At 52.9% G+C, this 21,248-nt stretch carries 13 protein-coding genes; 4 read left to right on the top strand and 9 right to left on the bottom strand.

The features are described 5' to 3' along the window. Window positions 1-29 precede the first annotated feature (29 nt). The 3 genes from NFR90_RS04185 (at window position 30) to NFR90_RS04175 (ending at window position 5,595) form a co-directional block, all read left to right on the top strand. Window positions 30-1,247 carry a multidrug effflux MFS transporter gene (locus NFR90_RS04185; RefSeq protein WP_160335361.1) on the top strand — a complete coding sequence of 406 codons (1,218 nt, stop codon included), beginning with the start codon at window positions 30-32 and terminating at the stop codon, window positions 1,245-1,247. Between the two features lie 124 nt (window positions 1,248-1,371). Then, on the top strand, window positions 1,372-2,472 hold the full coding sequence (locus NFR90_RS04180; RefSeq protein ID WP_251450942.1) for an efflux RND transporter periplasmic adaptor subunit: 1,101 nt from the start codon (window positions 1,372-1,374) through the stop codon (window positions 2,470-2,472). A gap of 33 nt (window positions 2,473-2,505) precedes the next feature. Continuing rightward, the gene (locus NFR90_RS04175; RefSeq protein WP_160335359.1) at window positions 2,506-5,595 is read left to right on the top strand and encodes an efflux RND transporter permease subunit; all 3,090 of its coding nucleotides are present in this window, start codon (window positions 2,506-2,508) and stop codon (window positions 5,593-5,595) included. 54 nt (window positions 5,596-5,649) lie between these two features. Here the strand turns inward: NFR90_RS04175 and NFR90_RS04170 are convergent, their stop codons facing one another. The 9 genes from NFR90_RS04170 to glnE all read right to left on the bottom strand — a co-directional run bounded on the left by NFR90_RS04170 (window position 5,650) and on the right by glnE (window position 16,962). After that, on the bottom strand, window positions 5,650-6,438 hold the full coding sequence (locus NFR90_RS04170) for a transporter substrate-binding domain-containing protein (protein ID WP_160335358.1): 789 nt from the start codon (window positions 6,436-6,438) through the stop codon (window positions 5,650-5,652). A gap of 222 nt (window positions 6,439-6,660) precedes the next feature. Then, window positions 6,661-7,392, bottom strand: coding sequence for a pseudouridine synthase (locus NFR90_RS04165; RefSeq protein WP_160335357.1), 732 nt, complete (start codon window positions 7,390-7,392; stop codon window positions 6,661-6,663). A gap of 40 nt (window positions 7,393-7,432) precedes the next feature. Next, the gene (gene dnaJ / locus NFR90_RS04160) at window positions 7,433-8,581 is read right to left on the bottom strand and encodes a molecular chaperone DnaJ (protein ID WP_160335356.1); all 1,149 of its coding nucleotides are present in this window, start codon (window positions 8,579-8,581) and stop codon (window positions 7,433-7,435) included. Between the two features lie 141 nt (window positions 8,582-8,722). After that, the gene (dnaK, locus tag NFR90_RS04155; protein WP_251450941.1) at window positions 8,723-10,630 is read right to left on the bottom strand and encodes a molecular chaperone DnaK; all 1,908 of its coding nucleotides are present in this window, start codon (window positions 10,628-10,630) and stop codon (window positions 8,723-8,725) included. An 87-nt stretch (window positions 10,631-10,717) separates the two neighbouring features. Beyond that, window positions 10,718-11,365, bottom strand: coding sequence for a nucleotide exchange factor GrpE (gene grpE / locus NFR90_RS04150; protein WP_160335354.1), 648 nt, complete (start codon window positions 11,363-11,365; stop codon window positions 10,718-10,720). Between the two features lie 121 nt (window positions 11,366-11,486). Continuing rightward, window positions 11,487-12,473, bottom strand: a complete 987-nt coding sequence (gene hemH, locus NFR90_RS04145; RefSeq protein WP_251450940.1) for a ferrochelatase — start codon at window positions 12,471-12,473, stop codon at window positions 11,487-11,489. 9 nt (window positions 12,474-12,482) lie between these two features. Beyond that, window positions 12,483-13,061: a VUT family protein gene (locus NFR90_RS04140; protein WP_160335353.1), complete on the bottom strand. Its 579-nt coding sequence runs from the start codon at window positions 13,059-13,061 to the stop codon at window positions 12,483-12,485. A gap of 44 nt (window positions 13,062-13,105) precedes the next feature. Then, on the bottom strand, window positions 13,106-14,083 hold the full coding sequence (locus tag NFR90_RS04135) for a YheT family hydrolase (RefSeq protein WP_160335352.1): 978 nt from the start codon (window positions 14,081-14,083) through the stop codon (window positions 13,106-13,108). Next, window positions 14,083-16,962: a bifunctional [glutamate--ammonia ligase]-adenylyl-L-tyrosine phosphorylase/[glutamate--ammonia-ligase] adenylyltransferase gene (gene glnE / locus NFR90_RS04130; RefSeq protein WP_251450939.1), complete on the bottom strand. Its 2,880-nt coding sequence runs from the start codon at window positions 16,960-16,962 to the stop codon at window positions 14,083-14,085. The genes NFR90_RS04135 and glnE overlap by 1 nt, the downstream gene beginning before the upstream one ends. A gap of 283 nt (window positions 16,963-17,245) precedes the next feature. Between glnE and NFR90_RS04125 the strand changes: the two genes are divergently transcribed. Next, on the top strand, window positions 17,246-21,232 hold the full coding sequence (locus NFR90_RS04125; RefSeq protein WP_160335350.1) for a YhdP family protein: 3,987 nt from the start codon (window positions 17,246-17,248) through the stop codon (window positions 21,230-21,232). Window positions 21,233-21,248 lie beyond the last annotated feature (16 nt).

The raw sequence follows: 21,248 nt of genomic DNA, 5'->3' as shown, positions 1-21,248 counted from the left end.
ATTCTCACCATAAATCTCAAATCACGCATATGAATAAAAAGAACTCTATTTGGCTTGTCACTATTACGCTGGCCGGTCTCGGTATGATCGGCCCTTTTGCTACAGACACTTATCTGCCGAGCTTTCAGGAAATTGAAGTCGAGTTCGGCACACCGGAGGCGCTGGTTCAGCAGACGCTTTCCATCTATCTGATTACCTTTGCGGTCATGACGCTCATCTACGGAACGCTCTCCGATATGTTCGGCCGCAAGCCGATTATCATCGGCGGACTCATGCTGTTTTTCGGCTCGTCTCTTTTTGCGGCCTGCGCGCCGAATTTCAAATGTCTGCTGATTGCCCGAGGGCTGCAGGGACTAACCGCGGGAGCCGGTATTGTGATCGGACAAGCCGTCGTGCGGGACTTGTACGGCGGATCAACCGCTCAGCAGCTCATGGCTAATATTGCGATGGTTTTCTCGCTTGCGCCTGCGATCGCTCCGATTCTCGGCGGCGCTATCTCGGACCACTTAGGCTGGCGTTTTGTTTTCGTGTTCATAATGCTGTACGCCGCCTCTATGATCTTGCTGACCTGGCGCGCACTTCCTGAGAGCCTTCCGCCTGAGAAACGTCAGCCGGTGAATTTCAAAAATCTTGCCGAACAGTATCGGGATACGTTAAAAGACAAGTCCTTCATGTTTGCCGCTTTCAGCACCGGACTTTCCTTTGGCGGTCAGGCAACCTATATCGCCTGCGCAAGCAACATCATTGTCAAAATCCTCGGCATGCCGGTCACGCAGTTCGGCTGGCTGTTCATCCCAATGATTTCCGGTACGGTTTTCGGCAGCTGGCTTTCGGGCCGACTCGCGCGTAAATTCTCGACGCCCCTGATTGTCAATCTCGGTCTGACCTTTATGACCATCGGCGCAGCTGCCGACCTGGCCTGTTCGATTTGGCTGGACGACTATTTGGGCGTACCTTACATGTTCTTCCCAGTCACGCTGTGCATTTTCGGCATGTCCATTGCCCGTCCGGGCATGACGATCATGTCACTCAGCATGCGTCCCAAGACCCTTGGTCTGGCAAGCTCGCTCGTAGCGTTCTGCCAGACGGTCGTCTTTGCCGTGATCTCAGGTCTGATCGCTCCGCTGCTCTTCGGCTCACTCGTGAAAATGTCCGTCTCTCTTGCAATCTGCACCGCCGTCTCCATCGCTTTCTGGATTCTCAGCCGCCTGACGGGACAGATCCGCCACGCCGACGTCGTCGAATAAGCGATTTTTTTGAAAAATAATGTTTATATTTCAGAATGTTGTTGGGGATATCCCGAGAGCTTCAGTACAAAGTTCTACGGCTTTCGGTTATCTTTAAACTATCAGGATGGATCCGAAATAAAAAATGCATTTTCTCAAGCCGACCTCAATCATTCTTTGTTCCCTAGCCGTTCTGTTCGCGCTCGGCGGCTGCGGAGAAAAAAAAGCGAGTGCCCCTAAGCAGACTCAGCTGACCGTGACCACGCTCACGGCAGTCTCAGGCAGCCAGCCCTATGTCGTCGATCTTTTCGGCCAGACGGAAGGTCAGCAGGCCGTGATTGTTTATCCTCAGGTAACCGGGCCGATTATTTCCAGAGACTATACGGAAGGCGCGCTCGTAAAAAAAGGCGACAAACTCTTCACGATTGATCCGGCACCCTTTGATGCCGCGCTGCAAAGCGCAAAAGCCGCGGTTGCTCAGGCTGAGGTCAGTCTAGCAAAGGCTTCTCGAGAAGCCGCCCGCTACACCAAGCTGCATAAATCGGAAGCGGTCAGCGAGAAGGAATATACCGACGCTGTCAGCGAACTCGCTTTGTGCAAAGCGAATCTGCAGGCGGCTCAGGCCAAACAAAGAGAGGCGGAAATCACGCTTGGATATACAGAGGTTAAGGCCCCTGTCGACGGTATTGCAGGCCGAGCCTTAGTGAATCCGGGTGCGTTAGTAAGCGCTAACTCCACTGCGCTTACCGATATCACACAGGACAATTTGCTTAAAGTTCGATTCTCTCTGAGTGACAACGATCTGCACGGATACTCCGTGAATGATTATTCTCCGGTTTCTGTCGTTGATGACAGAAACGGGCAGGAGACACCGGCCGTTATTGAATTCACCGCCACGCAGATCGACCCGGAAACCGGTGCGCGTTCTCTAAGCGCTGTGATTCCGCAAAGCAGCGGTTTACTTCCGGGACAATACGTCACAGTTCATCTCACGCTCGGTGAACAGGACGGCGTCTTTCTCGTTCCTCAGAGCGCGGTTCGACAGCTTTCGGACGGCACCTACAGCGTTTATGTCTACAGTGACGGAAAAGCGCGTCAGAGACCGGTTACGGTTGGCCGCTGGCAGGGTACTGACTGGATTATCACATCCGGCCTGAATGACGGAGACGAAGTAATTATTGACCAGATACAGAAACTTCGAGATAAAGCCGCCGTCAATAAAAAAGAAGCGGCTCAGAAAAAATAAAACCCGCGTTCAAAATCCCTCGGAGAGAAGTTCATGCTTTCGCAATTTTGTATCAAACGTCCCATCTTCGCTTCGGTCTTATCCATCCTTATCGTCATCGCGGGTCTTTTAGCCTGGCGTGCACTTCCGATTTCGCAGTATCCGGAAATTACTCCGCCGACTGTTTTCGTGACCGCCTCTTATGAGGGCGCGGATGCCGAAACTCTGGCAAAGACGGTCGCGGCTCCGATCGAAGATCAGCTCTCCGGTATTGACGGGTTGCTCTACTATGAAACCGCCATCCGCTCCAACGGTATGGTCCGCATTACCTGCACGTTCGAAGTGGGGACCAACCCGAACGATGCGATGCTTGAAATCAACAACCGAGTTCGGTCCGCTGAACGCAGGCTTCCCGACTCGGTTCGTCAGAACGGCGTCAACGTTCGCAAACGAAGCGAAGAGACACTGATGCTGGTGCCGTTTTACTCTCCGAACGGCAAATATAAACCGATTCAGCTGGCCGACTACGTCAATCAGAACGTTATTGACGCGATTAAACGCGTGCACGGTGTCGGAGACGCGGAAGTCTTCGGCAACTCGCAGAGCGCGATGCGTATCTGGCTTGACCCGAAGAAAATGGCCAAACTCGGCGTCACAGCAATCGACGTCAGAAAGGCGATTGAGGAACAGAACTACCAGTATGCGACTGGTAAAGTCGGTGTTGCGCCGACCCCTGAAGAACAGCAGCTCGTCTATACCATCCGCACCAAGGGACAACTTCTCACACCGGACGAGTTCGGCAATATTACCGTTCGATCCAAGGGCGCTGACGGTATCGTACGCATCCGAGATATTGCGCGCGTGGAAGTCGGCAACCGCAGCTATGAAGCGTACAACCAGCTGAACGAAAGACCTTCAATCACATTCGCGGTTTATCTGCAGTCCGGCGCCAACGCCATGCAGACCGCGATTGATGTAAAAAAACGTCTGACCGAACTCTCTCAGCACTTTCCGGATGACCTGGCCTATGTCATCACAGACGACAACTCACGATTTGTTGAAGCCGCGCTGAATGAAGTCCTTCATACACTCTTTGAGGCGGGACTCCTGGTGCTCATCGTCGTGTTTGTTTTCCTGCAGAGCTGGCGCGCGACACTCATTCCGATGCTGGCAGTTCCCGTATCGCTGATCGGCACAATGGCGGGTCTCTGGGTTCTGAACTTCTCGATCAATACCCTGACGTTGTTTGCAATGACGCTCGCCATCGGTATCGTCGTCGACGATGCGATTGTGGTACTTGAAAACATCGAACGAATCATGTCAGACGATGATCTTGATCCGTATGAAGCGTCTCAGAAAGCCATGAAAGAAGTCGGCAGCGCGCTGATCGCAATCGTACTCGTGCTGACGACGGTATTTACGCCGGTCGCCTTCCTCGGCGGCATCGCGGGCGAACTTTATCGTCAGTTTGCAGTCACCATCGGTATCTCGGTTATTCTTTCGGGCTTTGTCGCCCTGACGCTGACTCCCGCCCTCTGTGCCATTCTGCTGCGCAAGAATGAAAAGAAGATGGCGGTCTTCAAGCTGTTTAATCTTGGGTTTGATCATTTCCGGGAATTCTTCATCCGGGGCGTGCACTTTAATCTGAACAACCGCTGGATTACCGCAGTACTTCTGGCTGTCGTTCTTGTGGGATGCTGGAAACTCATGGATATTATCCCGACCTCATTTGTTCCGCGCGAAGACCAAGGTCTGCTTCGTGTTTCCATGCAGCTGCCCGAAGGCTCTTCTTTGGTCCGCACCGGCAAAGCGGTTACGGAGTTAAATAAAGAAATTCGAGATCTGGAGTCTGTCGATAACGTAACCGCTCTGGTCGCCAATGACACGGTCGCAAACGACACCAAGTCCAACGCGGCTTCCATGGTTGTACAGCTCAAGCCTTGGGAAGAGCGCACCGAGACTGCAGAAGAGGTTCGACAGAAAATCCAGAAACTGCTCAACAAGAGAACCGACCTTGTCGGTCAGTCGGTCAATCCGCCTCCGATCCGCGGTTTAGGACGTTCGGGCGGCTTGGATTTTTACATCCAGTCCCGCGAATCGGACGATCCGATCCAGCTGCAGCAGGTCTCTCAGGAGTTCAAGGAAAAGCTTGAAATCCTGCCGGAGATTTCTTCAAGCCGAGCCATGTTCCAGGCAGACGCACCTCAGCTTTATCTCACGGTTGACGAAGCCAAAGCACTTGCCATGGGCGTTGCGATTTCCGACGTCTACAACACGATCGGATACTTCATGGGCAGTAAATACGTGAATGACTTCACGCGTATCGGCAAGATTTTCCGAGTCATTATTCAGGCGGACGATCAGTTCCGCATGACACCCGAATCCATCGGTGAACTCTATGTTCGCTCCGACTCCGGAAAAATGGTGCCGCTCTCCTCTCTGACCCACATTACCCGTATTTCCGGACCTGAGTCTCTGAAACGAGAAAACGGCTTCCTTGCCGCCTCTATGACCGCGAACGCGGCGCACGGCTATTCGACGGGCGACATGATCCGCGCGGTTGAACAAAGCGCGGAGGAACTTCCGGACGGCTACTACGTCGACTGGACCGGTCAGGCCTTCCACGAAAAACGCATCGGTACCACATCGGCCTACGCCTTTGCATTCGGTCTGATTATCGTGTTCCTGATTCTTGCCGCGCAGTTTGAACGCTGGTCGCTGCCGATCGCAGTCGTGCTTGCGGTGCCTTACGCTATTCTCGGCGCCTTAATCGCGATTTATTTCCGAGGATTCACCAACGACATTTACTTCCAGATCGGTCTGCTGGTCCTTGTCGGTCTGACCGCGAAGAACGCCATTCTGATTGTGGAATTTGCGGCTCAGAAGCTTGAGGAAGGTCTGGCGCTTAAAGACGCAGCTCTGGAAGCCGCCAAGCTGCGTTTACGCCCGATTGTGATGACGTCGCTCGCCTTCATTCTCGGCGTGATTCCGCTTGCCACGGCGACAGGCGCGGGCGCTGCCGCCCGTCAGTCCATGGGTACCGGCGTATTGGGCGGCATGATTGCGGCCACCTTTATCGCGACAATCTTCATCCCGGTCTTCTTTACCTGGTTTGTTGCCAAGAATTCAAAGAGACGTCAATAAGAACTAACGCAAAAGGCGCCGATTCGGCGCCTTTTGCTTATGAATCAAAGCAGTTTACTTGATGTACTTGTTTTCCCAGTTGTCCATGGTTCCGTCTGCTTTGATCTTCTTCATCCAGTCGTTAACGCTGGCTTCCAGGTGCGGATAACCCTGTTTCATCAGAACGCCGAAGTGGTTCTCGGTAAAGGGTTTGTCAACCAGAGGTGCGGCAAGCTTGGGATTATCTTTGACATAGCGACGAGCTTCCATCGTCTCGGTAATCATGACGTCGGCTTTGCCTTCGCCGACCAGGCCTGGAATCTCCGCATTATGCTCATACATAATGAGTTCGGCCTTCGGTGTCATTTCTTTGGCGAACTTCTCATTCGTTCCGCCTGGGTTGTACATCACGCGAACCGTCGGCTTATTGATGTCATCCAGACCGCGAATCTTGTCGGCTTTCGTCTTGGTGACAAGCACTGTCTTGCCAAACGTCAGATAACCGTCGGACATAGTCATGACTTTCTTTCGCGCGTCTGTCACAGTAATACCGCTCATCGCGACGTCAAATTTGTCGGCCTGAGTATCATCCTGCAGCGTACGCCAGCTTGTCGGAACATAGACCAGTTTCACGCCAAGGTACTTGGCAAGAGAATCTGCCATCTCGGCGTCAAAGCCTTCATATTTTCCGGTTTCTTTGTTGAGGTAGCTCATCGGTTTGTAATCGCCGGTTGAACCGACACGCAGTTCGCCCGACGCTTTAATTTCCTGAAGAGAACGAGCTTCGGACAAGCCGGCAAATGTCAGGGTCACGGCTGCAAGCGAGCTGACCAGAACGGCGGTTACTACCTTCTTGTGTTTCATAAAATCATTCTCCCTATCGCTCATTCAGTATAACGAATCAAACGTCGAAAATAGAATATTTCCCTATTTTTATATCTAAATAGGGATTAATTCTCATTTCTTCGCTCAAATCCGACTGTTATCGGTTAAATTAAAGAATCTCTCAGAGTTATCTCAAAACAGCCGAATATTCTATCAAACGAGTCAATATAAATATAAAGAAGAAAGATTTTTAAGTATGGTTTAAATGTAGTTTACCCACCTAAGCTGTTTTACCGTTTCAGCAAAGTCTCCGTCAAGACGATCGGTAATGCTGACACGCGTTCCGGTCCGCGGGTGCAGAAATGAAATCCCGCAGCAGTGAAGATACAGTCGATCCCTTCCGAAATACTCTGCAAGAGCGCGATTCAGAGGACCTTTACCGTATGTCGCATCACCGATAATCGGATGCGCAATAAATTTCATATGACGTCGAATCTGATGTCGCCGCCCGGTCAAAAGTTCAAGTTTCACCAATGAAAGCCGCGTGGTTTCGTATTTGCCGCTTGAAACCGGGACTTCTGCGCTCGCAAGCGTTGTCAAAAGCGTCTTCGCCTCCTGCGCTTCAGTTTTCTGAACACGAAGATACGGGTCCACGGGCGGCTTCAGCGCGTGATCAATCAGCATTGTTTTTTCGGAAGTGCCTCGCACAATCGCAAAATACTGCTTCTGAAACGTCTCATGCGTCTGCTGAGCGAGCGCTGAAACAGTCTGCGGATCAAAGGCGAACATCAAGGCGCCGGAAGTGCCCCGATCCAGTCGGTAGAGCGGCCAGACCCGTTTCCCAAACAAATCCCGCGCAAGCTGCAGCGCGAAATATTGGTCTCCGTTGGCGATCTCCGTGCGATGCGTCAGCAGCTTCTCCGGCTTTGAGACAACCGCAAGGCAGTCGTCCTGATATAGGACCTTCAAGAGCGGTTTTTGATCAGTGCACATAAGAAAAAAGGCTCTCCTAAGAGAGCCGAAACACTAGCGTTTATTGAAAGAGTTTGCCGAGTTTATCGAAGAAACCCTGTTTCTCCGGCGCATGATGGCTTCGCTTGCTGCCAAGCAATGATTCTTCAAACTGCTGCAGCAGCTCCTTCTGTTTTGCCGTCATATTGACCGGAACTTCGACATTGGTGTGCACGTACAAGTCGCCCTTGTCTGTGGTACGCAGGCCGACAATGCCGTGTCCTTTCAGACGGAATGTGCGTCCCGTCTGAGTGCCCTCCGGAATTCTGAGTTTGACTTTTCCGGTGAGCGTCGGCACTTCAAGCTCGCCGCCCAAAGCCGCCATCGTGAAGCTCATCGGCATCTCGATGTGCAGGTCCTGTCCGTCACGTTCAAAGAGATCGTGTCTCTTCACATGGATGCGGACATAAAGGTCGCCAGCGGGGCCGCCGTTCTGTCCGGGCGCGCCGCGGCCGGAAATGCGCATACGGTTGCCGTCGTCCACACCTGCAGGAATCGAAATTTCAATTTCCTTTCTCTCTTCTTTCATACCGGTGCCCCCGCAAACCTTGCAGGGGTGGCGAATAATCTTGCCGGTGCCGTGACAGCGCGGGCAAGTCTGCTGAATCTGGAAGAAGCCCTGACCGGCGCGAACAAAGCCGCTTCCGTGGCAGGTCGGGCAGGTTTCAGGATGCGTGCCCTTTTCCGCTCCGGTCCCCTCGCATGCTTCGCACTTGGACCAAGAGGGAACCTTGATCTTTGTCTTGAGACCTTCGGAGGCCTGCTCAAGCGTGATATCCAGGTCATAAACCAGATCCTCACCTCGGAACATCTGCTTGTTGCCGCCGGCTCTGCCGCCCGCGCGAGCACCGAAAATCTCCGCGAAAATATCACTGAATTCACCAAACTGCGACGGATCGAAGGAGCCGAACCCTCCGCCAAATCCGCCGGCACCGCCGGACTCAAAGGCTGAACGGCCATAGCGATCGTAGGCAGCGCGCTTCTGCTCGTCTCCGAGTACGGAATATGCTTCTCCAACCTGCTTGAATTTTTCTTCAGCGCTCTTGTCTCCCTTATTGCGGTCAGGGTGGTACTTCATCGCCATACGGCGATAGCCCTTCTTAATCTCTTCCTGAGTTGCAGTCCGCTCTACGCCAAGAACCTCGTAGTAATCAAGTTCCTCTTCAGCCATACTTTTCGTTGTTTCGTGAATCTAGTGATAACCCTAGAGTTTAATAAATCAATTATTCAATAGGGCCGCCCTTTTTCAAAGGCGACCCTATTTTTGTGTCAAAGCTTAACGCTCTTTTACTGATCAGCGTCAGATGACTGATTAGACTTCTTTGAAGTCAGCATCGACGACGTCGTCATCTTTCTTCTGAGACTGCTGAGCACCCTGCTGCTGTGCGCCCGGCTGAGCCTGCTGCTGATTGAGTTTTTCACCAATCTTCTGGGCAGCGGTCATCAGAGCGTCTGTGCGTTTTGTGATCAGATCCTTGTCTTCGCCCTTCAGAGCGTCCTCAAGGTCTTTAATCGCGGATTCGCAGGCAGCGCGGTCAGAACCGTCAACCTTGTCTCCCAGATCCTTCAGAGTCTTCTGAACCTGATGGATGCTGGTGTCGGCAGCGTTGCGGGCCTGAGCCAGTTCAGCGCGGCGGCGGTCTTCTTCCTTGTTGGCTTCAGCATCGGCAACCATTCTTTCCACGTCAGCGTCGGTCAGACCGGAGTTCGCCTTAATGGTGATCTGGTTTTCTTTGCCGGTGTTCTTATCCTTAGCGGAAACGTGGAGAATACCGTTAGCGTCAATATCGAATGTCACTTCGATCTGCGGCAGTCCTCTCGGAGCCGGAGCGATGCCTTCAAGGTTGAATTCACCGAGCAACTTGTTGTCTGCAGCCATTTCACGTTCACCCTGGTAAACCTTAATGGTCACAGCAGGCTGATTGTCTTCAGCTGTAGAGAACACCTGAGAGTGTTTTGTCGGGATCGTTGTGTTGCGTTTGATCATCGGAGTCATCACGCCGCCCAGAGTTTCGATACCGAGGGTAAGCGGTGTGACGTCGAGCAGAAGAACGTCGCTGCGGTCGCCCGAGAGAACAGCACCCTGAATCGCAGCGCCCATAGCGACAGCTTCATCCGGGTTAACGTCCTTGCGAGGATCCTTGCCGAAGAACTTCTTTACAGCTTCCTGAACAGCCGGCATACGTGTCTGGCCGCCAACGAGAATAACGTCGGAAATATCGGAAGTTGTGGCGTTTGCGTCCTTCAGAGCCTTGCGGCACGGTTCGATGGTTCTTTCAATCAGATCTTCAACCAAGCTTTCGAGCTTAGAGCGAGTCAGAGTGATATTCAGGTGTTTCGGACCGGTAGCGTCGGCTGTGATGTAAGGAAGGTTGATTTCGGTTTCCTGACGGCTCGACAGTTCGATCTTGGCCTTTTCAGCGGCGTTCTTCAGACGCTGCAGAGCCAAAATGTCGGTGCTCAGATCAATACCGGTATCCTTCCTGAATTCTTTGATGATGTAGTCAACGATTCTCTGGTCAAAGTCTTCGCCGCCAAGGAATGTATCGCCGTTGGTGGAGAGTACTTCGAACTGTTTTTCACCGTCTACGTCAGCCAGGTCGATGATGGAGATATCGAATGTGCCGCCGCCGAGGTCATACACAGCGATCTTTCGGTCGCCTTTGCCGCCTTTGTCAAGGCCGAAAGCCAGAGCAGCTGCAGTCGGTTCGTTAATGATACGGCGAACGTCCAAACCTGCGATCTTGCCGGCGTCCTTAGTAGCCTGACGCTGAGAGTCATTGAAGTAAGCAGGAACTGTAATAACCGCTTCTTTGACTTCTTCGCCGAGATAATCTTCAGCGGTCTTCTTCATCTTGCGGAGAATTTCAGCGGAAACCTGCTGCGGAGCGAGGTCTTTGTCGCCGAGAACCTGAACCCAGGCGTCACCGTTAGCGGCCTTAATAATCTTGTACGGCATCAGGGAAATGTCCTTCTGGACTTCCTTATCGTCATAGCGGCGGCCGATCAGACGTTTGATCGCGAAAAGCGTGTTGGCCGGGTTGGTCACAGCCTGACGTTTTGCCGGAGCGCCGACAAGAACTTCTTTTTCAAGGTAAGCGACGACGGAAGGAGTTGTGCGGGCGCCTTCGCTGTTTTCAATTACTCGAACCTTGTCGCCTTCAACGACCGCAACCGCGGAGTTTGTTGTTCCAAGGTCAATACCAATGATTTTTGCCATTTTAAATTTTCCTCTCTTGCAAGCGGATCATTCCGCCATGCTGTTAAGTATGTATATTGAGTCGATTCTTGAAAAAACAAGGCCCGGCTACTGAGCTACCGCAACCATTGCCGGACGAAGAACCCGATCGGCAATTTTCCAGCCGCGCTGGAATACCTGAGCGACACATCCGGGCTGGACCGAGGGATCATTCACCATAGTGATCGCCTGCATTGAATTCGGATCAAATTTGAGGCCCACAGGGTTCTCGCATTTCATTCCGTTGTGTTCAAGTGCGCTGAGCAGCTGACGGTAGGTAATCTCCAGACCCTCTTTGAGAGGGCCGCTTTCATTTGCTGACGCTTCAAGCGCCTTTTCCATGCTGTCGACCACGGGCAGCATAGCTTCTGCAAATTTCTCAATACCGAACTTGCGAGCTTTGGCCACATCTTCGGCTGAACGGCGACGCACATTTTCGGCTTCCGCGACGGCTCTGACATAAAGGTCATAATTTTCATTGGCCTTCGCCTGGGCTTTTGCGAGTTCATCCGAGAGACTCTGATCCGGCAATTCCGGCGTCTCCTCCTGTGCTGTCTGAACCTCGGCGTCTTCACCGAGATTCATTTCCTTTTTCAAATCATTCTCTTGCATCAAGCTTTCCTTATCTTTTCGAGAATCAGAGCGCTTTGCCGTTCTGCGCCCCTTATTGATTGATATGAGGTCGCACGACCTTTTTTCAACCTCTCTGTCGAGCATTATGAAAAATATAGGTAGAAACGTGAATAAGAATGCCCCGATTTAAGTATGTTGCCCGGAAAAGCAAAAACGGCCGAAAATTCAATTCGACCGCTGTTTTCTACCCACCTAAATTCAGGTTTTAGAGATGTTTGGATACAAGATTTTTAATGAGTGATACCGCATCCGAGGAATCGTTAAGACATTCGATGTAGTTATATTCTTTACCACCCTTGGATAAAAACGTCTGACGAGCTTCGTCTGAAACCTCTTCCAAAGTCTCCAGACAGTCAATGGAAAATCCCGGACAGAGGATGTCAACCCGCTCAACGCCTTCCGCAGCCAGACGCTCAAGCTGCGGCGTCAGATACGGCTGAAGCCACTCTTCTTTGCCGAATCGGGACTGATAGGCGATGACCGCTTCTTCCGGCGCAATACCGAGCTCATCAATAATCATCTGAGCCGATTTTCTGACCTGACGGTCATAAGGGTCGCCTAAATCGCAGTAACGCTTCGGCATCCCGTGAAAAGAAAGAACGAGGCGATCCTTTTCTCCAAGCTCACCCTTCGTTTTCCAATGCGCTTTAATTGAAGCGGCGATCGCGCGCGCATACTCGGGATTGTCGTGATAATCACGAATCAGATGCCAGTGCGGCTGGCTTCTCATTTTGGCAAGAGACGCGCCGAGGATATCGGCGACAGAAGCGGTCGTCGTCGCGGAATACTGCGGATAAAGCGGAAGAACAACAATATTGTCAAAACCCTCTTTCTCATGCAGCTCTCGGAAGATGCGATCCTGATCCGGCTCTCCATAACGCATGGCAAAAGCGACTTTGACCGCGCTGCCTTCCTCATCAAAGGCCTTCTGAAGTTTCTTCGCCAAGCGCTCGGTGTACACAATCAAAGGAGAGCCCTCGGGAAGCCAAACGGACTCGTAGCGCTTAGCGGAGACAGGGCTTCTAAAGGGGAGAATCGCAAGACGCAGTATCAGATTCCAGAGAATCGGATTTACTTCAACCACACGGCGATCCGATAAAAACTGCCGCAGATAAGGGCGAACCGCCTGAGCGGTCGGAGCACTCGGAGAACCGAGGTTAATGAGCAGAACGGCAGTTTTTGTCTTATTCACGATAGCGTATTAGTTAAGCAGTTCCTGATGATGATCGGAAGCGCGGCTGCGGCGATAGTGCATAAAGCCGATCAGAAGCGCGACGGCGAGCGACATCCAGAACTTGCCGAGAACCTGTCCGAAAATAAATTCTATGGATCCGAAGGCAAGCGAAAGGAAGATCGCACTGTCGACAAAAGAGCCGACCAGGCCGCTTACCATAATAGCCCAAGCCGGATAACGCTTTCTCATCGGCGTGTAGACCACGAGGTCGGCAAGCTCGGAAAAGAAGAAAGCCATGACAGAGGCGATCACAAGTGAAGGCTCGGCAAAAAACGCGGAAAGACCGGCGCCGAGAATAATCGCGTAGAGCGACCAGCGAACGCCGAGTTTGGATTGAAGACCGTCACGAAGAACGAGCGCGATGCCCGCCATTAAAACGCCGCTCGGCGCCATCAGTCCCGGAGCAACCGGAATAAGGCACGGGCCGTCCGGAGTGCAGACGGTTCCGACATTCATCACGACCCAGTTCATGACCGGAATCGTCAAAATGAAAAGAACGAAGTAAAGCAGTCCGAGGGAATAATTCTTTGAAACGCGAAGCGGCATATTTTCTCCTTTCCGACATCACAGATCGGGGGAAATAAAGTTAATTAACGGTCGTTGAAACAGAAATCGAAGGTGCGTTTCGAAAGATATCCGAAGCTGCCTTCATATTTCCGCTGCGGAAAACCGCAGTGACCTCCAGTGTCCGGATATTCTAATGCCATACAGGCGGGCACATCGCAAACTTTCGGTAAGATTTCGTAGCCGACAATCGGATCGTTGCGCGCGTTCAGCAATAACGTCGGAATCGTCACTGAGGACAGAACCGGCAGACTCGAGCATTTCGTCCAGTAATCCAGTGCGTTCTTGAAGCCGTGCATCGGCGCGGTAACCACATCGTCGTACTCGTTCAGCCGTTTAACTTTTCTGATGCGTTCGGCGTCAAAGAGCTCCGGATACTCCTTCGCCTTCTGAAGCGCCTTCTGTTTAAGCGTGATCACAAAATTGAGTTCGTACACCCGACTGAAGCCCTTGGAAATGACCTCACTTGAGCGAACCAAATCCAGGGGCGAGCAAACCGCGACCATTCGATCGACATATGAGGCCGCTTTTGAGCCGCGGGTTCCCGCCCAGAAAAGCAGATTATTTGCGCCGAGAGAAACCGCCATAGAGTAAATCCGAGACAGCGGATAGCGCTCTTTGATTCTTGCAAAGATCCAGTCGAGTTCGCAGGCGTCGCCCGCAAAGTACGCCCTCGGCTTTCGGTTATTGATTCCGCCGCAGCCGCGATAGTGGACCACCATGCCTCTGACGCCTTCAGCTGCGCATTTCGCCATCAGTTTTCGGGCGTAATGGCTCTGAGACGAGCCTTCAAGTCCGTGAAAGTGCACCATGACAGGCGCGGCGATATCCGCAGGCTCCGGTGTGGAAAAATCCACCGCGATGATATCTCCGTCGGGCGTATCCCATATTTCCCGCCGATAATCGACTTTAGGGGACGGCATAAACTCCGCGGGCACAATGGTCTGCAGATGCCCTCCCGGCAGCCACCATGGAGCTCTGTATTCCGATTCAATAAGACTCATTAACCTTCTGTCGTGCCGCTTATCTCAGATGCGGCCCGATCTCCAAATACCGTTTGCCAAAGAGATTTCACGCGTTCAACGTCCTGCTCGTACTCCTGAGCGGGGCGCCGTACCGGAAGGCTCGGCGAATTCAGACGGAATTCATGCTGCACCTTTCGATAGCGTCGATAAATCTTAACGGTTTCAAGAGCGTCTTCCTTAGGAATGAGGCCTGCCTCAGCGCTCATTTCCAGCAGTTTGATATTTCCGAAGTTGTTGACGAGCTGCGGATACTCGGCCGCATATCGAAGCACCAGATACTGAACAATAAATTCAACATCCACCATGCCGCCCGCATCATGCTTCAGATCAAAAAGATCCGTCTTATTGACGTGTCCCTCATGCATGCGCTCGCGCATCTTCAGCACTTCTTCGGCCGTAACGGAGGGATCTCTGTCGCGTCTCAGAATCTCTTCGCGCAGCTTTTCAAATTCTGCGCCGATCGCGGGATCTCCCGCACTGAAGCGCGCTCTCGTGAGCGCCTGATGCTCCCAAAGCCAAGCGCCTGTACCATCGTCATTGCGCTCATACTTTTTAAAGCTTTCAAGGCTGCTCACCAGCATTCCGGATTCACCGTTCGGACGCAGCCGCAGATCCACATCAAAGAGCGTGCCCGAGCTCGTCGTGACAGTAAGCCAATTAATCAGGCGGCGCGCAAAGCGAACGTAAATCTTTTCCGCCTCCGGCGCGTCGTCTTCGTAAATGAACACCAAGTCCAAATCGCTCGCATAAGCGAGCTCTTTGCCGCCGAGTTTGCCATAGGCGATGACCGCGAAATTCGGCCGCTCCAGATGGCGCCCCGGAACGGTCTTCCAGCTCTCTTCCATCGCAAGTTCCAGCGTCGCGTCTGCCAGAGCTGAGAGCTGGTCGGCCAGGCGCTCGACGGTCAGGCGGCCGGCCAAGTCAGCGAGAAACAAGCGGAAAAGCCGCGCATGATGCACTTCGCGGATCAAATTCATCCGCGTCTCCTGATCGTCCTCTTCAATATCGGCAAGGCGCGCTCGGGTTCTCTCGATATAGCCTGAGAAATCCACCGGTGTGTAGTCGTCAATCTGGCTGAGGCGCTCATCCCAAAGCTCATCAAGCAGCAGCGGATGGCGATTCAGATACTCGGCTGCCCACTTGCCGGCGCCAAGCACATGGATCAGGCGCTCGGCCGCGGACGGATACTGAAGCAGAAGCGAGACATAAGTCGGGCGCCCCGCGATAACTTCCAAAAAGTGCAGGTAGCGCTCAAGCAGAAGATCTTTACTAATGAGCGCATCCTCCTTAAGCTCGAGCGCGCCGAGCTTGTCCAACGTCTTTTTCACAAGAAGAATCATTCGATCTCTTGCGCCCGCGTTGATCAGGCGAAGCGGCCTCAGAGACATCAGGTTAAGAACCGCGCCTGCGAGTCCCTCGCAGTCGGCAAAACCTTTCCTTCGCAGAAGATCCGCCACCGCGGGAAGCACCTGTACGGAACCGGACTCCCAGCCGAGCGGCCAATCCTCGGACACCGCTTCGGCCTTGGTCTGAAAGATTTCATCAAAACGCGCGGCGACGTACTCCGAACTTTCGCTCAGGCAGGACAAAAGCTCCCCGCGCTTTAGCCCGAGCATGCGGGCGATTTTGGCCTGCTGCGCCTCATCCTCCGGGAGAAGCTGCGTCTGCTGATCGTTCTCGTACTGCAGCGCATGCTCCACATTGCGCAGAAAGACATAGATTTCTGATAGCCGCTTTGCTTTTTCCGGCGCGAGTACGCCTTCAGAGGCGAGCGCAGAAAGCGCTTTCAGCGTTGATCGTTCTCTCAGAAACGGATTTCTTCCGCCGCGGATCACCTGAAAGGTCTGCGCGATAAATTCAATTTCACGAATCCCGCCGCGGCCAAGCTTGATATTTCTGCCTTCGGTAAGCGCGGACGCTTCCCGCTTTTGCGCGGCCAGACGGATTTTCGCATGCAGATCCGTAAGAGAGCTGATCGCGCCGAAATCCAAATATTTGCGGTAAACAAACGGACGCACGATGTCCCAGAGATTTTTTTTCTGGATATCAAATTCTTCCTGAGACGCAAACACCGGACCGTTTACAATGCGGCCCTTGAGCCACGCAAACCGTTCCCACTCCCTGCCCTGCATCATCAGGTACTCTTCCAGCATCTCGCTTGAGCCGACGATCGGACCGGAGTCTCCGTTCGGTCTCAGTCTCATGTCCACCCGAAACGCAAAACCTTCCCAAGTGAGTTCGGAGATCGCCGGAATGATCTTTTTTGCCAGCCGCTCATAGAATTCTTTATTGCTGATGATTTTGCGGGCCGAAGGGAACTGCTCGGTCGCTCGGCACTCTCCGTCTTCGTCATAAAAGAAAATGAGATCGATATCGCTGGAAACATTGAGTTCAGCCCCTCCGAGCTTGCCCATGCCGACAACCAGAAGATCCTGCGGAACACCTAACGGAGAATGAGGTACACCGAATCGCTTTGCGAGCTCTTTCGCATGCACACTCACGGTTCGATCCACCACCGCTTCAGCGAGAGCCGTCATCGCAGAAACCACCTCCTCGAAGTCGGCAGCTCCTGTCATATCCTTAGCCGCCAGCGTCAGAAGCACCTCACGGCGAAGCCTGCGTACTCCGCTTGCGAGCGTCTCGGGCGTATCCGCTGAGGCTAGCCGCTCGTACATCTTTTCTTTATTCCACGTCTCTAACGTCAGCTGCTTTAGGAATTCTGCTGCTTCTGCGCTCTCGGCGTCCGAAAACAACGCCTGAAGGGACCGTTTCACAAACTGAGAAAGCTTCGGAACCTCTTCAATACCGATTCGGCTGGAATGGGGAGAAAGTGCGCTCTGGGATTGGTTCGCTGTCATAGTTGTTTCGCTCTTTCGGCTGCTCTCCGGAACGCTGTGCGCAAGCCGCGGGCAGTCGCCTGTTTTTGTTCTGTAACGTGAGGAATATTTTAATCTTAGACATGACGTCGACGGCGCAGGCGAAGGAGCGATTAAGAACAATCCCGAATCATGAACGCCGTACCGTCCCGCTTGGCCGCGTGCGCAGGAAAATTTTTCAATAAGCTTGTCAGAATCGTTTCAAGGATCGTTGTTTTTGCTGCATACTAGGAAACTACAGCTGAAAAATGAGCCTAGCCGACAAATGAGTGATATTTCGAATAACGCCGCTCCTGCAGAAGAGCCCGGCACGCCGAAAAGCGAGAGTTTTCTGAGAAAACTGCTTCGATGGATCATCTGGTTCATCGTCATTGTCTATCTAATATTAGGGTGCGCATGGCTGGCCGCTCGATATTTTCTTGCTCCTTATATAGAGGGGCATAAGGCTCAAATCGAAAACAAGATCTCTGAAACCGTCTCCGCTCCGGTCACTTTCGGAAGTGTTGACGCGGGCTGGTCCGGACTTCAGCCTGAGGTGACGCTCAAAAATATTCAGCTGGGCGGCTCCGGGCAGAACCCGATCGAAGTCGAATCCCTCAGCGCAAAACTCTCTTTGCGCTCCATCCCTTCCATGGAACCGATTTTTGAAACGGTCACTTTGGACAAACCGGTTGTCACTGTGGAACGCAAGGGACCGATGAAGTTTTCGATTCTTGGAAAAACCATTGATCTCAACAAACTTCTCTCAGGGGAGGCTGATCTTGAGAGCGCATCGGCAAAGCTTCCTAAAGATATTCAGCTTCTTTTAAAACAGCGTCTTCTGGAAATTAAGGACGGCACGATTAGATTAGTGGACGACGCTTCCGGAAACACTCTGGAAATTAAAGATTTCAACGCTGCGTTTGAGAGCAGCTCCGGCGAGAAGCTCTTTGCCTTTACGCTTACGCCGCCCTCTTTTATCGGTTCGCCCATCACAGTTAAAGCGACGCTGAAGCCGCCGCTGCTGGATGCCGCTGTTCTGGCCAACTGGGATGCGGAATTTTTCGCGCAGACGGATTATCTGAACTTCGGCGAACTTGCCAAATGGTTCCCGGACTTCCAGGTCAAATACCGCGGCATCGGCTCAGGCTCTGCCTGGCTCACGCTCGCCAAATGGAAACCCTCTTCGGCTTCGTTTATCGGCGCGCTCTCCAACGTGGACGTGCAGCTTCCGGATATGGAGCCGCTGAAGCTAAAATACGTCAAAGGCAAAATCTCCGGCGCTATGAGTCCGCAGGATTACTCGGTCTCTACCGAAGATTTCGGATTCGAGCTTGAAAGCGGCGAAGTGCTTCCGCCCCTGAATTTAGCGGTTAAGCTCAATCGTACGGAAAACAATTCATTCTCGGGCGGCTCTTTTAAGGCGGACGAAGTTGACTTCAAGAGCCTCTCGGCTCTTCTGCCGTCTCTGCCGCTTCCGAAAGAATTCAAGTCCTTCATCGCAGCGCGCAGGCTCTCCGGAAACCTGAGCAATGTCGATATCAGCTGGCAGGGCTCTCCTGACGCCCCGAAGGAATACAACGGTTCGCTCAAGATTGTTAATTTCAGCTCTTTCGGCGCCCAGGGCAAAAACAATACATTGTGGCTTCCGGGCTTTCAGAACATGACGGCCGACGTCTCGATGAAGAACGGTGTCGGGACCGCGGTTCTGCAGACAAAGGGCGCGGATTTCGCGTTCCCGGGACTGTTCTCTTCAGCCGCTTTCCGTTTGGACAATCTCACCGGCACGGTTGAATGGAGCACGCAGGATCGCTTCTCTATAAACCTGAAAGACGTCACGCTGGAAAACGCGGACGCTTCCGTCACAGTAAACGGCACCTACCGCACAGACGGATCCCCCTTCGGCTTTATGGATATCACGGCCGGTATCAATCGCGGCAACGCGGCTGCCGTGTGGAAATACATGCCGCTTATCGTCGGTACCGACACGATCAACTGGCTTCGTTACGGCCTGCTGAAAGGGAAAGCGACCGGCGGCTCTGCGCGTATCCTCGGTCAGCTCCACAACTTCCCGTTCGAAGGCTCGGAAAACGAAAAATTTGAAGTCACGGTCAATGCCGACGACGTCACGCTGGACGTTTATCCGCTCAAGTTTGACAAACCGTCCGCTCAGAACAAAGCGGGCGGCATCTGGCCGGTATTCACCAAGGTCGGAGGCGTGGTGCGCTTCGTCGGCGACGGAATGCATATCACGGCCGATAAAGGCTCCTACAAGAACGCTTCTTTGATTTCCGCGAAGGTGGATATTCCGTCCTTCAGCGCCGATACCGTATGGCTGGATGTGGACGCGTCCGCCAAGGGCGACATCCCAAGCTATCTGGCTTACGTTAAAGCCTCGCCGGTAAACGGCTATACCGCTGAGCTCTTCAGCAAGGCGGAGGGAAGCGGCAGCGGAACTCTTCAGCTCGGACTGAAAATCCCGCTTGACGGTCCGGGCAGCGTCGCCGTGAACGGCGCCTTCACGGCAGAAAACGACAGCATCAATTTCCGTCACTATCAGATTCCCGATCTGACACAGGTTTCCGGTACGGTTCAGTTCTCTGAAAAAGGCGCGAATGCGCAGAACATTAAAGCACTCTGTTTTGACGAACCGGTTACTGCTTCGATCGTAACCAACAGCAAAGGCGCGATCGAAGTCAAAGCCTCGGGAACGGTCCCTGCGAAAGCGCTTCCGCAGATCATTCCGAATGAAGAGCTCGCACTCATTTCCAAAGATTACTTCCGCGGCTCAGCGACCTTCGCTGCGAACATCAAAATCGACGGCAGCGATGTGAACGTTGATATCAAGAGCCCGCTCAAGGGTCTTGAGAGTGCACTGCCCTCTCCGATGACAAAACCGGCCGCGCAGACTTCCCCGCTTCATCTGACGATTAACTCCTCCGGAAGTCTGACCGACGTTTCCGTCATGGTCGATGACTACCTCAGCACGGAATTTATCCTGAAAAACGGAGAGATCGATCGCTGCGCCATCGGCAATAAGTCCCTTCCGTCTCTTCCGCAGCATGGTTATGCCGTCGCTTTTGACACGTCGTTCCTATCGGCGGCTGCCTGGACCAAAGTTTTTGACGCGCTTGATAAAACTGAAAGCAATGCCAATCAAAAGAACAAGGTCATCAAGCTGCCCGATATCGCGTCGGCGCGCATCTCGATCGGAGAGCTTGAACTGGAGAACTTCAATCAGAACAATCTGACGATCATCGGTAAGAGCGTCAACGGCCAGCTCTCGGCTTCAATTCGAAGCAATCAGATCCAGGGCGCGATTAACTGGAGAAAGGGCGGCAAAGGAGTTGAGCCTCATCTCACCGCCAACCTCTCCAAGCTTTATATTCCGGACGCGGCTGAGACCGTTGCGGAAGAAACCAAGCCGGTTGAAATTCAAGGCGGATGGCCTGCCATTAATGCGGTTATCGGAGATCTGACTTACGGCAAGAGACGCCTCGGACACGTTGAGCTCGTCGCACGCAACACAGTTGCGGCCAACGGACACCTCTGGCAGATTCAGAAGCTCAACGTCACAAATCCGGCCGCGACGCTGAAATCTTCCGGAAGCTGGCTCAAACGCTTTGACGGATTTAACGAAACGCATCTGCTGCTCGACAATGAAATCAAGAGTCTTGGCGGAATGCTGACAAGACTGGACATGCCTAACCTGATCAGCGCCGGAAGCGGTTCCATCAAAGGCGATCTGTCCTGGGAGGGCACGCCGCTCGGCTTCAATACGGAAAGTTTCGACGGCACCCTCAATATCGATCTGCGCCGAGGAGAAATCCTGAAGATCCAGCCGGGCCCCGCGGCCAAGCTGCTCTCGCTGCTCTCGCTTCAGTCGCTGACACGCTATCTGACGCTTGATTTCCGCGATTTCTACTCTTCCGGCTTTAACTTCACGACGATTCAGGGCAAAGCGGACATTAACAACGGCCTCATGAACATCAAGGGACTCACGCTCGTCGGCGGAAGCGCGACTGTGGTCATGAACGGCACCATCAATACACAGAAGGAGACGGAAAATCTCCATCTGCTGGTCCTTCCGGATGTCAACGCCGCAGGCGCCTCGATCGCGCTCGCCATCGCCAATCCGATTGCAGGCATCGGCAGCTTCCTCGCGCAGCTGATCTTCAAGGATCCGCTCAGCAAGCTTTTCTCCTTTGAATACAACGTCACAGGCACGTGGGCTGATCCGATTGTGACCAAAGTCGACTCTCATAAGTTTTAAATTTAGGTTTATTTAA

This window comes from Parasutterella muris, assembly GCF_943193095.1.
Lineage (GTDB): Bacteria > Pseudomonadota > Gammaproteobacteria > Burkholderiales > Burkholderiaceae_F > Parasutterella > Parasutterella muris.
Note: the sequence above shows the minus strand (reverse complement) of the source record. Positions and strands in the feature narration are given on the sequence as shown.

Excerpts from the sequence above, each read along its gene's own strand:
- NFR90_RS04185 (WP_160335361.1), top strand. The coding sequence starts at position 30 with ATGAATAAAAAGAACTCTATTTGGCTTGTCACTATTACGCTGGCCGGT.
- NFR90_RS04180 (WP_251450942.1), top strand. The coding sequence starts at position 1,372 with ATGCATTTTCTCAAGCCGACCTCAATCATTCTTTGTTCCCTAGCCGTT.
- NFR90_RS04175 (WP_160335359.1), top strand. The coding sequence starts at position 2,506 with ATGCTTTCGCAATTTTGTATCAAACGTCCCATCTTCGCTTCGGTCTTA.
- NFR90_RS04170 (WP_160335358.1), bottom strand. The coding sequence starts at position 6,438 with ATGAAACACAAGAAGGTAGTAACCGCCGTTCTGGTCAGCTCGCTTGCA.
- NFR90_RS04165 (WP_160335357.1), bottom strand. The coding sequence starts at position 7,392 with ATGTGCACTGATCAAAAACCGCTCTTGAAGGTCCTATATCAGGACGAC.
- dnaJ (WP_160335356.1), bottom strand. The coding sequence starts at position 8,581 with ATGGCTGAAGAGGAACTTGATTACTACGAGGTTCTTGGCGTAGAGCGG.
- dnaK (WP_251450941.1), bottom strand. The coding sequence starts at position 10,630 with ATGGCAAAAATCATTGGTATTGACCTTGGAACAACAAACTCCGCGGTT.
- grpE (WP_160335354.1), bottom strand. The coding sequence starts at position 11,365 with ATGCTCGACAGAGAGGTTGAAAAAAGGTCGTGCGACCTCATATCAATC.
- NFR90_RS04140 (WP_160335353.1), bottom strand. The coding sequence starts at position 13,061 with ATGCCGCTTCGCGTTTCAAAGAATTATTCCCTCGGACTGCTTTACTTC.
- NFR90_RS04135 (WP_160335352.1), bottom strand. The coding sequence starts at position 14,083 with ATGAGTCTTATTGAATCGGAATACAGAGCTCCATGGTGGCTGCCGGGA.
- glnE (WP_251450939.1), bottom strand. The coding sequence starts at position 16,962 with ATGACAGCGAACCAATCCCAGAGCGCACTTTCTCCCCATTCCAGCCGA.
- NFR90_RS04125 (WP_160335350.1), top strand. The coding sequence starts at position 17,246 with ATGAGTGATATTTCGAATAACGCCGCTCCTGCAGAAGAGCCCGGCACG.